General features: G+C 35.2%; 8 protein-coding genes and 2 tRNA genes. 7 read left to right on the top strand and 3 right to left on the bottom strand.

Translation table 11 applies throughout. The features are described 5' to 3' along the window. Nucleotides 1-5 precede the first annotated feature (5 nt). The 4 genes from comD (at nt 6) to KV696_RS08910 (ending at nt 2,282) form a co-directional block, all read left to right on the top strand. Entirely contained in the window at nt 6-1,331 is a 1,326-nt protein-coding gene (gene comD, locus KV696_RS08925) for a competence system sensor histidine kinase ComD (protein WP_173251468.1), read from the top strand. Next, nucleotides 1,328-2,080 (top strand): competence system response regulator transcription factor ComE, encoded by a 753-nt coding sequence (gene comE / locus KV696_RS08920; RefSeq protein WP_000866069.1) that lies wholly within the window; start codon nt 1,328-1,330, stop codon nt 2,078-2,080. Before comD ends, comE begins: the two co-directional genes overlap by 4 nt. A 51-nt stretch (nt 2,081-2,131) precedes the next feature. Further along, a tRNA-Glu gene (locus tag KV696_RS08915) sits at nt 2,132-2,203 on the top strand. Between the two features lie 5 nt (nt 2,204-2,208). Next, nucleotides 2,209-2,282: transfer RNA gene (locus KV696_RS08910), tRNA-Asn, on the top strand. 40 nt (nt 2,283-2,322) lie between these two features. Here KV696_RS08910 and KV696_RS08905 read toward each other — a convergent pair. Then, on the bottom strand, nt 2,323-2,865 hold the full coding sequence (locus KV696_RS08905; protein WP_219967470.1) for a TetR/AcrR family transcriptional regulator: 543 nt from the start codon (nt 2,863-2,865) through the stop codon (nt 2,323-2,325). A gap of 127 nt (nt 2,866-2,992) precedes the next feature. Between KV696_RS08905 and KV696_RS08900 the strand changes: the two genes are divergently transcribed. Next, complete coding sequence (locus KV696_RS08900; protein WP_219967469.1) at nt 2,993-5,803, top strand: YhgE/Pip domain-containing protein; 2,811 nt, start codon at nt 2,993-2,995, stop codon at nt 5,801-5,803. Nucleotides 5,804-5,828: 25 nt separating this feature from the next. Here KV696_RS08900 and KV696_RS08895 read toward each other — a convergent pair whose 3' ends face one another. Together KV696_RS08895 and KV696_RS08890 are read right to left on the bottom strand one after the other, a co-directional pair. Continuing rightward, nucleotides 5,829-8,372, bottom strand: coding sequence for a YfhO family protein (locus KV696_RS08895; RefSeq protein ID WP_219967468.1), 2,544 nt, complete (start codon nt 8,370-8,372; stop codon nt 5,829-5,831). 59 nt (nt 8,373-8,431) lie between these two features. Further along, nucleotides 8,432-10,054: an ATP-binding cassette domain-containing protein gene (locus KV696_RS08890; RefSeq protein ID WP_000958772.1), complete on the bottom strand. Its 1,623-nt coding sequence runs from the start codon at nt 10,052-10,054 to the stop codon at nt 8,432-8,434. A gap of 205 nt (nt 10,055-10,259) precedes the next feature. Between KV696_RS08890 and trpS the strand changes: the two genes are divergently transcribed. Together trpS and guaB are read left to right on the top strand one after the other, a co-directional pair. Further along, nucleotides 10,260-11,285, top strand: coding sequence for a tryptophan--tRNA ligase (trpS, locus tag KV696_RS08885; RefSeq protein WP_000165458.1), 1,026 nt, complete (start codon nt 10,260-10,262; stop codon nt 11,283-11,285). A gap of 151 nt (nt 11,286-11,436) precedes the next feature. After that, nucleotides 11,437-12,915 carry an IMP dehydrogenase gene (gene guaB, locus KV696_RS08880; protein WP_219967467.1) on the top strand — a complete coding sequence of 493 codons (1,479 nt, stop codon included), beginning with the start codon at nt 11,437-11,439 and terminating at the stop codon, nt 12,913-12,915. The last annotated feature ends 45 nt before the right edge of the window (nt 12,916-12,960 follow it).

The raw sequence follows: 12,960 nt of genomic DNA, 5'->3' as shown, positions 1-12,960 counted from the left end.
GAGTAATGAATTTACTTGGATTTGGGACAGTTATTGGTCATTTTTTAATTATTAGTTACAGTTACCATTTAATTTGTAAAGGTCAAATAAATAGAAAAGAGCTATACGTTTTTGGTGCTTATACATTACTAGTAGAAGTAGTACTTGAACTTTCCTTTTATCTTCTAAATTTGGATGGGTTAGGGACTGCAACATTTTTACTTCCTTTGGGCTTATATTCCTATTTTCGATGGATTAAACAGTATGAGAGGGATAGAGGACTATTTCTAAGTTTACTACTATCTCTTTTATATGAGAGCACTCATAACTTTCTGTCCGTAACTTTCTCCTCTATAACAGGAGACAATTTTGTTTTACAACATTATTACCCATTCTTTTTCGTTGTAACGGTGTTAACCTATTTTGTTGTCTTAAAAATAATTCATTATTTCCATTTGGAACTAATCTATTTTGACAAGGACTACCTTTATCCTTTCTTGAAAAAAGTATTTTTTGCTTTACTATTGCTACATATTGTATCTTTCGTTTCTGATATGGTAAGTACGATTAAACATTTGAATAGTTTTGGAAGTATTTTGTCATCTATTGTCTTTATCTCTCTATTTTTGACCTTCTTTGCAATGAATTCTCATAAAGAACAAATGGAGAAAGAGATTGCGTTGAAGCAGAAGAAATTTGAACAGAAACATTTACAGAATTATACAGATGAAATTGTCGGTCTGTATAATGAAATTCGTGGTTTTCGACATGACTATGCTGGTATGCTTGTCAGCATGCAGATGGCAATTGACAGTGGTGATTTACAGGAAATTGACAGAATTTACAATGAAGTTTTGGTCAAAGCCAATCATAAACTGCGTTCAGATAAGTACACTTACTTTGATTTGAACAACATAGAAGACTCAGCTTTACGAAGTTTGGTTGCTCAGTCAATTGTCTATGCTCGAAATAACGGTGTGGAGTTTACACTGGAAGTAAAAGATACGATTACCAAGCTCCCAATTGAACTATTGGATTTGGTTCGTATCATGAGCGTTTTATTGAACAATGCTGTCGAAGGATCGGCTGATAGCTATAAAAAGCAGATGGAAGTAGCAGTTATTAAGATGGAAACTGAAACAGTTATTGTGATTCAGAATTCATGTAAAATGACGATGACTCCTTCAGAAGATCTATTTGCCTTAGGATTCTCCACTAAGGGAAGAAATCGAGGAGTCGGATTAAATAATGTGAAAGAACTACTAGATAAGTACAACAACATCATTTTAGAAACAGAGATGGAAGGCAGTACATTTAGACAAATTATTAGATTTAAGAGGGAATTTGAATGAAAGTTTTAATTTTAGAGGATGTTATTGAACATCAAGTGAGACTAGAGAGAATATTGGATGAAATTTCGAAAGAATCGAATATTCCAATATCATACAAGACAACGGGAAAAGTCCGTGAATTTGAAGAATACATTGAAAACGATGAAGTAAATCAGCTTTATTTTCTAGATATTGATATTCATGGAATTGAGAAAAAGGGATTTGAAGTGGCTCAGCTCATTCGTCATTACAATCCTTACGCTATTATCGTCTTTATCACTAGTCGATCAGAGTTTGCGACTTTGACCTATAAATACCAAGTATCAGCCCTAGATTTTGTTGATAAGGATATCAATGATGAGATGTTCAAGAAGAGAATTGAGCAAAATATCTTCTATACGAAGAGTATGTTACTTGAAAATGAAGATGTGGTAGATTATTTTGATTACAATTACAAGGGAAATGATTTAAAAATTCCTTACCATGATATTTTGTATATTGAAACGACAGGTGTCTCTCATAAATTACGCATTATTGGTAAGAATTTTGCAAAAGAGTTTTACGGTACCATGACAGATATTCAGGAAAAGGACAAACATACTCAGAGATTTTATTCTCCTCATAAGTCATTTTTGGTAAATATAGGCAATATCAGAGAAATTGACCGAAAGAATCTAGAAGTTGTTTTCTATGAAGACCATCGCTGTCCTATTTCAAGGTTAAAAATTAGAAAGTTAAAAGATATTTTAGAGAAAAAATCTCAAAAGTGATTGACAATTAGTAAGAAATTGATATAATGGTTATATCTGCTACAGATAGAAGGTCCGTTGGTCAAGGGGTTAAGACACCGCCTTTTCACGGCGGTAACACGGGTTCGAATCCCGTACGGACTATTTTATCCGCCATAGCTCAGTTGGTAGTAGCGCATGACTGTTAATCATGATGTCGTAGGTTCGAGTCCTACTGGCGGAGTATAGATAAAAGGGAACACAACTGTGTTCCTCTTTTTGTATCAATTTGTATCACCAAGCATTTTCATAAGGAAGTCTGTTATTTCTTGAGGACTTTCTTTTTTTCCATGTGCAATCCAAGTTTGGCAGACACCAAAAAGTGCGTGAGTTAGATAGACGCTACTATATTCTAATTCAGTGGTATTGAGATTTAGTTGCATAAATTGCTTTTGTAAATCTGTACTGAGCATGATATGAAGTTTATTTCGTAAGAAATTTTGGATTTCTTTCGTCCCATTTTCAGAAAGAAGGGCAGCCAGAAGTGGTTCTGACTCTAGATATTCAAACACTTCTAAAATAGCATCTCTTTTGTGATGAGCATGTTTTTGAAAAATATATTCAAATGTATGAAATAGCTTGCTTTGATAGTGCTCAATCATATCATACTTATCCTTATAGTGAGTATAGAAGCTGGAACGACTAATTCCGGCTTTTTCTGCTAACTTGACAGTAGAAATTTGATCAAATGGTTGTTCCATGAGTAATTGTACCATAGCATTTTCAATAGTTCGCTTTGTTTTTAAGCGTTTGTTACTTTCTTGCATATTTCCTCCTTATAAACAAATTAGACTATCTGTCTAAAAATGGATTTTTTATCTTGTAATTTAGATTTTTTAATGTATAATCTATTATATCAAAATTTTAGACAATATGTTTAAAAAAGGAGAAGATATGTTTAAAGAATGGAAAGCAATTTTTAAAAAACCAACCTTTATTATTGTCATGATAGGGATTTCTCTTATTCCAGCTCTGTACAATATCATATTTTTGTCATCAATGTGGGATCCATATGGGCAATTATCTGACTTACCTGTGGCAGTTGTCAATAATGATAAAGAAGCTTCCTATAACGCTAATACCATGGCTATAGGAAAAGACATGGTCTCCAATTTAAAAGAAAATAAAAGCTTGGATTTTCATTTTGTAGATGAAGAGGAAGGAAAGAAGGGATTGGAAGATGGCGATTACTATATGGTAGTGACTTTACCAAGTGATTTATCTGAAAAAGCAGCTTCTATTTTAACGAATCATCCAGAGCAAATGCAAATCGATTATCAGACTTCAAGTGGTCATAGTTTTATTGCTAGCAAGATGAGCGATTCTGCGATGACACAATTAAAGCAGAATGTGTCTACAAATGTAACTGAGACCTATACTAAAGCTTTATTTGATAAGATGGTCGAATTAAAGGATGGTATGAGTCAAGCAGCTTCTGGTAGTGAAAAATTAACTGATGGAGCGAATCAGTTAGTGGCAGGAAGTCAAACATTAACTACCAACCTACACTCTTTAGCAGCTTCAAGTTTAACATTTTCAAATGGAACGGAGCAGTTTACTAAAGGATTATCTGATTATGTTTCTGGTGTCGAACAACTTCATCTTGGCTTAGGAAATTTTAATAGTGGTTTAGTTACATATACTGGTGCAGTGAGTCAATTAGATAGGGGATTAGGTCAATTATCTTCTAAAAGTCCTGAATTAGTAAGAGGAATCAATCAATTATCTTCTAAAAGTCCTGAATTAGTAAGAGGAATCAATCAATTATCTTCTAAAAGTCCTGAATTAGTAAGAGGAATCAATCAATTATATACTGGTGTAGAATCCTATACTGGCGGTGTTTCTCAGCTTAATGCAGGTCTTACTCAATTTTCATCTGGTGTTAGTGCCTATACAAATGGAGTGGGAAATCTTGCAACAGGTGCGAGTCAGTTATCTAATCAATCAGCTACCCTTCGAATGGGTGTGGAGCAATTAAGTGAAGGGATTCAACAACTTTCTAGTAAGTTAGATGCTTCGTCTGGGCAAAAAGATCAAATTAATCAATTATCTTCTGGTCTGAATCAGTTAAATCAAGTTATTCAAAATATTGATGTTGGAGATACAAAACAGTTAGATTCTGTTTTATCAAGTATAGTATCTCTTTCTAATCAAATGCTAGTAAGTGCTCAGTCTGAAAAAGCAACTACATTAGCCAATATTCAATCAACAGCAGCTTATCAATCCTTGACAAGTGAGCAACAAGCTGAGATAAGTGCTTCTGTATCTCAAAATTCGACTGATAGTATTCAATCGGCTCGGTCAATTATAGCTTTAGTAGAAGGTTTACAGGGAAGTTTAGAAAACTTACAAAATCAATCTTCAAATCTTTCGACGTTAAAAAATCAAGCTAATCAAGTATTACCGCGTGCTTCTACTTCTTTGACAGGATTGTCAAGTGGATTAACAGAGATACAAGGAGCTGTTACTAGTAAATTAGTTCCTGCCAGTCAGTCAATTGCATCAGGTGTAAACGCATATACTACAGGTGTTGATAAAGTTTCTCAGGGTGCAAGTCAACTAAGTGAAAAAAATTCCACCTTGACAGGTAGTTTGGATCAACTAGTTTCAGGCTCAAACACCTTGACACAAAAATCTTCTAGCTTGACAGCAGGAATTGGTCAATTAGCTAAAAAAACTCCAGAATTAGTATCTGGTATTGAAAAATTAGCTAAAAAAACTCCAGAATTAGTATCTGGTATTGAAAAATTAGCTAAAAAAACTCCAGAATTAGTATCTAGTATTGAAAAATTATCAACTGGCTCCAATCAATTGAATCGAAAGAGTCAAGAATTGATAGCAGGAGTTGATAAATTGCAGTCAGGATCTAGCCAACTAGCTGACAAATCCAGTCAGTTAATTTCAGGTTCTTCTCAATTAGAAAGTGGAGCTAATAAATTGGCAGATGGAGCTGGGAAACTAGCAGAAGGTGTAACAAAGTTAACTTCTGGATTGGAAGGTTTACAGACAGGAGTTGTTTCTTTAGGACAAGGACTAAGTAATGCTAGTGATCAACTTAAATCAGCATCAACGGAATCTAAAAATGCAGAGATTTTGTCAAATCCACTCAATCTTTCCAAAACAGACAATGACCAAGTTCTTGTAAATGGAATCGCAATGGCTCCTTATATGATATCAGTTGCTCTCTTTGTTGCAGCAATATCAACGAATATGATCTTTGCGAAGTTGCCTTCAGGACGTCATCCAGAGAGTCGTTGGGCTTGGTTGAAATCTCGAGCTGAAATAAATGGTATTATAGCTGTTTTGTCAGGAATTTTGGTATATGGAGGAGTTCATCTTATTGGTCTAACGGCTAATCATGAGATGAGAACATTTATTCTCATTATCCTAACAAGTTTAGTATTCATGTCCATGGTGACCGCTTTAACAACATGGAATAGCCGTATAGGAGCTTTCTTCTCTCTTATCTTGCTTTTATTACAGTTAGCATCAAGTGCAGGTACTTACCCACTTGCTTTGACAAATGATTTCTTTAGAGCCATTAATCCTTGGTTACCAATGAGTTATTCAGTTTCGGGATTACGACAAACAATCTCTATGACAGGAAATATTCATCAGCAAGTCATTTTCCTTGCTGTGATACTAGCTCTATTTACTGGTTTAGGTATGCTAGCCTATCAACCTAAGAAAATGGAAGAAGATTAAAAAAATCGACCAACTGGTCGATTTTTTAAGCCTTAGATGACTTTCGTTTGTGATTATAGATTCCAAATAGTAAAAGAGAAGTAAAGGAACAGATTGCTCCAGTAATAAAACCATTGGGAATAAAGGAAAGTGTAATAGTTCCTTTTCCCTTGGGAACATCAACTTTCATAAATCCAGTTTGAGCTTGTTTAATTTCTATTTTCTTATCATCTTGGTAGGCAGACCAACCTTTGTCATAAGGAATGGTGAAGAAAATAGATGTATCTTGTTTGACATCATATCTAGCAAAAACCCTGTTTTTAGAAGTTGATACTGTTACAGGCTGTTCTTTAATTTTTTGAATTGCCTCAGTTAAAGTTTGGGTATCTAAACGATAGAAAGTAGGAGATTCAAATGATACTTGTGAATTTCCAGGGAAACTAACATTGATATTGAAAGTTTTTTTCTCTTTTGTATAGCCTAGATTAAAGAAGGAGAAGACATTATCAGTTGTAAAAGTCTTTTTTTCACCATTTACAAGGATGTCAACCTTCTTTTGTTTATCATTAGAAAAGTGAAGATTTGTGAAAGAAAGATAAACTTGGCTGTTTTCTGGTACTTCAATTTGATACTGGATTGCTGCATCCTCATTTGACGAACTTGTAACACTAATCAAATCATCAGTATTTTCAGTTTTTTCATAAGGGATTGGAGAAAAATAATCAAAATCGACGTTAGCAAGTTGATTTAAAAACTTGGCCTGATTATCTAGAGTATGTTCATTGAACTTGACATCATTGTAAACAGATTGACTAGCAAAGGCAATTGGAAGAGAGAACTGATTTTCATATAGAGTAAGATTATCTTTTTGATATACATCTTGGAAACCATACTTATCAATAGGGTTTTCTGAGATATTATACTGGATGCCAAATAAACTATCAGCCAAAATACTATTATTGGCATAACGGAGATTGAGATTAGTCCCAGAGGATTTAAACCCAAGTTTATCCAAAGTAGAGCTTGCTGAACGATTTCGAACAGATGAAAATTGAGAGATTCCATTGTAGTTGAATTTCATACTGTCATTTCCTGTCTGAGTTTGTAGTTTTTCAGTACGAGTAAATTGATTTCCAATATATGTTGAGAAAGATTCCATAGCTGGGATATCTCGATTATATGAACTTCGAGAAGCAAAACCCCATTCTTTAGCAATTCCGTCTATTTGAGATGAAGCATTTAAACTTATTTCAACCATTATAAATAAAGAAATTAGAATGGCAAATAGATTTACAGAGATAAACTTTTTGATAACTGCAAGGAGTAAAAGCGAATAGACAACCAAAAATTCAAGAGTAAGCAGAATATTCAAATCTGTTAAAAAAGAATAATGTGATTTTAGATAGATGGTAGCTAAAAATCCTGTTACTATAAGAAAAAGCGAAACTAAAAAATTCCAGACTTTAAGTTCTTTCAGACGCTTTAAGACTTCTGCTGCTGTGTAAATTAACAAGGTAGAGAAAATCCAAGCATAGCGATGTAAAAACATGTTTGGAGTATGCATGCCTTGCCAAAATAAATCAAGAGCTTCTATATAAAAGCTAGCAATTAGAAATGCAAAGAAGATTGTATAGATAAGTTTCACGTGAAACTTAATAGATTTCATCGTAAAAAATAAAATAGTCAAAATAAAGGGAAGTAGTCCAACAAAAATCATTGGGATGGCCCCATACTTTGTTGTGTCAAAGGAACCGATGAATTGTTTAGCAAAGAGATCAAGATACCAGCTACTTTCAGTTTGAAACTTTGTAATTTCAGTTAATTTTTCCCCATGTGTCTGTAAATCAAACAGAGTAGGAAGAGTCAGAATCAAACTAGCCATACCAGCTAAAACGGAGGTGATTATGAAATCAAGAAAAGATGATTTTCGAGTTTTAAAGTCCCAAGAAATTTGGCAGAGATACCAGAAAATAAGAAACAATGCTGTCATATAGCCAAAATAATAGTTTTGGATAAATAAGATTGACAGACTTGTAAAGTACAATAGGAAATTCTTTTCAGTGATAAGTAGCTGTAAACCAGTTATAATTAAAGGAATCAAGATAAAAACATCTAGCCAGGTTTTTATCTCTAATTGACTGACAGTGAAACTCATCAGAGCATAGGAAGTAGATAAAGCTAGTTTTAAAGGCTTAGGAATCGATTGAAATAATTTATTTAAACTAAAGTAAGTTGACAGTCCAATCAATCCAAATTTTAAGAGAGTTGTCAGATAGACAGCATCTGGCATATTAGTTAGATCAAAAAAGTAAACTAGTGGTGAAAGGAAACTACCCAAGTAATAACTAGATAGGGCATAGAAATTCAATCCGAGGCCACTTGTAAAGGTGTAGAACAAACTACCATTTCCATGTAGGATATTTCTTAGAGCTATATCAAAAATAACGTATTGATGAAACCCATCTCCTAATAGTGGAGATGTATCGCTATTCCAGTAGATACCTTGAGATAGATATACTCCTATCATAATGATTATGGGAATGATGAAAGAAACAAAATAGGTCCAATATGTTTTAAAAAATAATTTCATGTTACCTCATAAAATGTTAGAAAACTCAGCTGGTTAACCCAACTGAGTTTTGAATTTTTTTAGTCTTTCCAAAGTTCTTTAACTTTTGCTTGTACTTCTGCATTTTCTAGGAATTCATCATAGGTTTCATCGATACGGTCAATGACGCCATTTTTAGACAAGACAATGATATGGTTAGCTAGAGTTTGAATAAACTCGTGGTCATGGCTGGCAAAGATGATTGATTCTTTAAAGTTTTTCAATCCATCGTTCAAGCTTGAGATAGATTCTAAGTCCAAGTGATTGGTTGGATCATCGAGGACAAGAACATTTGATTTTAAGAGCATGAGTTTTGAAAGCATGACACGAACTTTTTCCCCCCCTGACAAGACATTTACAGGTTTGTTAACCTCATCTCCAGAGAAGAGCATACGGCCGAGGAAGCCACGTAGGAAAGTATTGTCATCTTCTTCTTTACTTGCGAATTGACGCAACCAGTCAAGAATTGATTCTCCCCCTGCGAAATCAGCTGAGTTATCTTTTGGCAGGTAAGATTGACTAGTGGTCACTCCCCATTTGACAGTTCCTTCATAGTCAATGTCTCCCATGATTGCACGAATTAATGCAGTCGTTTGGATGTCATTTTGTCCAATAAGCGCTGTCTTATCACCTGGACGCAAGATAAAGCTGATATTATCTAAAATAGTCTCACCATCAATCTTTACAGTTAGATTTTCTACTGTCAAGAGATCATTACCAATTTCACGTTCCGCTTTAAAGTTGATAAATGGATATTTACGACTAGATGGTACAATCTCTTCTAGCTCAATCTTATCAAGCATTTTCTTACGTGATGTTGCCTGTCTTGACTTAGAAGCATTAGCAGAGAAACGAGCAACGAACTCTTGCAATTGTTTAATTTTTTCTTCTGCTTTGGCATTACGGTCTGCTAGCAATTTAGCAGCGAGTTCAGAAGATTCCTTCCAGAAGTCATAGTTTCCGACATAGAGTTTGATTTTTCCGAAGTCAAGGTCGGCCATGTGAGTACATACTTTGTTTAAGAAGTGACGGTCGTGGGATACTACGATAACGGTGTTATCAAAATCAATCAAGAAGTCTTCTAGCCATGTAATTGATTGGATATCCAAACCATTGGTCGGCTCGTCCAAAAGAAGAACATCTGGTTTACCAAAAAGTGCTTTGGCGAGGAGAACCTTTACTTTTTCACCGTTGGCCAATTCGCTCATGTTTTGATAGTGCAATTCTTCTGGAATGTTTAGGTTTTGAAGTAGTTGAGAGGCTTCACTTTCTGCTTCCCAGCCTCCAAGCTCGGCAAACTCTCCTTCAAGTTCGGCAGCACGCACTCCATCTTCGTCTGAGAAATCTTCCTTCATGTAGATGGCATCTTTCTCTTTCATGATGCTATAAAGTTTTTCATTTCCCATGATAACGACATCAATGGCACGTTCATCTTCATAGTCAAAGTGATTTTGACGAAGAACAGAGAGACGTTCATCTGGACCAAGAGAGATGTGACCAGTAGTAGGTTCGATATCTCCAGCTAAAATTTTTAAAAAGGTTGATTTTCCGGCACCATTAGCACCGATTAATCCATAAGTATTTCCTTCTGTAAATTTGATATTGACATCATCAAAAAGTTTGCGATCACTAAAACGTAGTGAAACATCAGATACTGTAAGCAATGTTTTTCTCCTATATATGTAATATATTTATTCTACTAGAAAATACGGAAATATTCAAATTTTTATCTGTCAATTTTGTGTAAATTATATTTACAGCATACTTTACACAAATCCGTAAATAGCAAGGTTGATTTATTTTTATAAATTGCAGTTATTTCATTAAAAAAATGCTATAATTGAAGGGACCACATCGAAGGAGAATAAAATGACTAAACCCATTATTTTAACAGGAGACCGTCCAACAGGAAAATTGCATATTGGACATTATGTTGGAAGTCTCAAAAATCGAGTATTATTACAGGAAGAGGATAAGTATGATATGTTTGTGTTCTTGGCTGACCAACAAGCTTTGACAGATCATGCTAAAGATCCTCAAACAATTGTAGAGTCTATCGGAAATGTGGCTTTGGATTATCTTGCAGTTGGATTGGATCCAAGTAAATCAACTATCTTTATTCAAAGCCAAATTCCAGAGTTGGCTGAACTATCTATGTACTATATGAATCTAGTTTCATTAGCACGTTTGGAGCGCAATCCAACAGTCAAGACAGAGATTGCTCAAAAAGGATTTGGAGAAAGTATTCCGACAGGATTCTTAGTCTACCCAATCGCTCAAGCAGCTGACATCACAGCCTTTAAGGCCAATTATGTTCCTGTTGGGACAGATCAGAAACCAATGATTGAGCAAACTCGCGAGATTGTTCGTTCTTTTAACAATGCATATAATTGTGATGTCTTGGTGGAACCGGAAGGTATTTATCCAGAAAATGAGAGAGCAGGGCGTTTGCCTGGTTTAGATGGAAATGCTAAAATGTCTAAATCACTCAATAATGGTATTTATTTAGCTGATGATGCGGATACTTTGCGTAAAAAAGTAATGAGTATGTATACAGATCCAGATCATATTCGAGTGGAAGATCCAGGTAAAATTGAAGGCAATATGGTTTTCCATTATCTAGATGTTTTTGGTCGTCCAGAAGATGCTCAAGAAATTGCTGAAATGAAAGAACATTATCAACGAGGTGGTCTTGGTGATGTGAAGACCAAGCGTTATCTACTTGAAATATTAGAACGTGAACTTGGTCCTATTCGTGAGCGCCGTATCGAATTTGCTAAGGATATGGGAGAAGTTTATAATATGCTTCAAAAAGGTAGTGAAAGAGCGCGTGAAGTTGCAGGTCAAACCCTATCTGAGGTTAAAGGAGCAATGGGACTTCATTACTTTAACTAAGTTTATTTTACAAGAAACTATCATTTCTATCTCAAAGAAAAGATAGTTTTTTATTTACCCCTGTAACATTTGACAAATTTTTATAGAATGGTATGATAGATACAATATAAAAAGAGTCAAGCTCAAAAAGAAAGAAAAGAGGAAACTTCGAATGTCTAATTGGGACACTAAATTTTTGAAAAAAGGTTTTACCTTTGATGATGTATTGCTTATTCCAGCTGAAAGTCATGTGTTGCCTAACGATGCAGATTTAACAACTAAATTGGCAGATAATTTGACTTTAAATATCCCAATTATTACCGCTGCTATGGACACAGTTACAGAGAGTCAAATGGCCATTGCTATTGCTCGTGCAGGCGGTCTCGGAGTTATCCATAAAAACATGTCAATTGCTCAACAAGCAGACGAGGTTCGTAAGGTAAAACGTTCTGAAAATGGGGTTATTATTGATCCGTTCTTCTTGACGCCTGAACATACAATTGCTGAAGCAGATGAGCTTATGGGTCGTTACCGCATCAGTGGTGTTCCAGTTGTTGAAACACTTGAAAATCGTAAATTGGTTGGTATTTTGACAAACCGAGATCTTCGTTTTATTTCAGACTATAACCAACCAATCTCAAATCATATGACTAGTGAAAATCTTGTTACTGCTCCTGTGGGTACAGATCTTGCAACAGCTGAGAATATTCTTCAAGAACACCGTATTGAAAAACTTCCTTTGGTAGATGAAGAAGGTCGTCTTTCTGGTTTGATTACTATCAAAGATATTGAAAAAGTTATTGAGTTTCCAAATGCTGCTAAAGATGAGTTTGGTCGTCTTCTAGTTGCAGGTGCAGTAGGTGTTACTTCAGATACATTTGAACGTGCAGAGGCTCTTTTTGAGGCAGGAGCGGATGCGATTGTTATTGATACTGCACATGGTCATTCTGCAGGTGTCTTGCGTAAAATTGCTGAGATTCGTGCTCATTTCCCAGATCGTACTTTAATTGCTGGAAATATTGCTACTGCTGAAGGTGCACGTTCCCTCTATGAAGCGGGTGTAGACGTTGTTAAGGTTGGTATTGGACCAGGTTCTATCTGTACTACTCGTGTAATTGCAGGTGTTGGTGTTCCACAAGTAACAGCTATCTATGATGCTGCAGCCGTCGCGCGTGAATATGGAAAAACGATCATTGCTGACGGTGGAATCAAGTATTCTGGAGATATTGTAAAAGCACTTGCGGCTGGTGGAAATGCTGTTATGCTTGGATCAATGTTTGCTGGAACTGATGAAGCTCCAGGTGAAACTGAAATCTTCCAAGGACGTAAGTTCAAGACTTACCGTGGTATGGGATCAATCGCTGCTATGAAAAAAGGTTCAAGCGATCGTTACTTCCAAGGTTCTGTCAATGAAGCAAACAAACTCGTTCCAGAAGGAATTGAAGGTCGTGTTGCTTATAAAGGAGCTGCAGCTGACATTGTCTTCCAAATGATTGGTGGTATTCGCTCTGGTATGGGTTACTGTGGTGCAGCTAACCTTAAAGAACTACACGATAATGCTCAATTTATTGAAATGTCTGGTGCTGGTTTGAAAGAAAGCCACCCTCATGATGTACAAATTACTAATGAGGCACCAAATTATTCTATGTAAAAAACAATCAAAAGAACTCCTGCGAAAACAGGAGTTCTTTTACAA

Source organism: Streptococcus humanilactis (genome assembly GCF_019448275.1).
Lineage (GTDB): Bacteria > Bacillota > Bacilli > Lactobacillales > Streptococcaceae > Streptococcus > Streptococcus humanilactis.
The sequence above is the reverse complement of the archived record's forward strand: the minus strand, read 5'-3'. Positions and strand labels throughout refer to the sequence as shown.

What these genes read in the sequence shown, in the direction of transcription:
- comD (WP_173251468.1), top strand. Translation starts at nt 6, where the DNA reads ATGAATTTACTTGGATTTGGGACAGTTATTGGTCATTTTTTAATTATT.
- comE (WP_000866069.1), top strand. Translation starts at nt 1,328, where the DNA reads ATGAAAGTTTTAATTTTAGAGGATGTTATTGAACATCAAGTGAGACTA.
- KV696_RS08905 (WP_219967470.1), bottom strand. Translation starts at nt 2,865, where the DNA reads ATGCAAGAAAGTAACAAACGCTTAAAAACAAAGCGAACTATTGAAAAT.
- KV696_RS08900 (WP_219967469.1), top strand. Translation starts at nt 2,993, where the DNA reads ATGTTTAAAGAATGGAAAGCAATTTTTAAAAAACCAACCTTTATTATT.
- KV696_RS08895 (WP_219967468.1), bottom strand. Translation starts at nt 8,372, where the DNA reads ATGAAATTATTTTTTAAAACATATTGGACCTATTTTGTTTCTTTCATC.
- trpS (WP_000165458.1), top strand. Translation starts at nt 10,260, where the DNA reads ATGACTAAACCCATTATTTTAACAGGAGACCGTCCAACAGGAAAATTG.
- guaB (WP_219967467.1), top strand. Translation starts at nt 11,437, where the DNA reads ATGTCTAATTGGGACACTAAATTTTTGAAAAAAGGTTTTACCTTTGAT.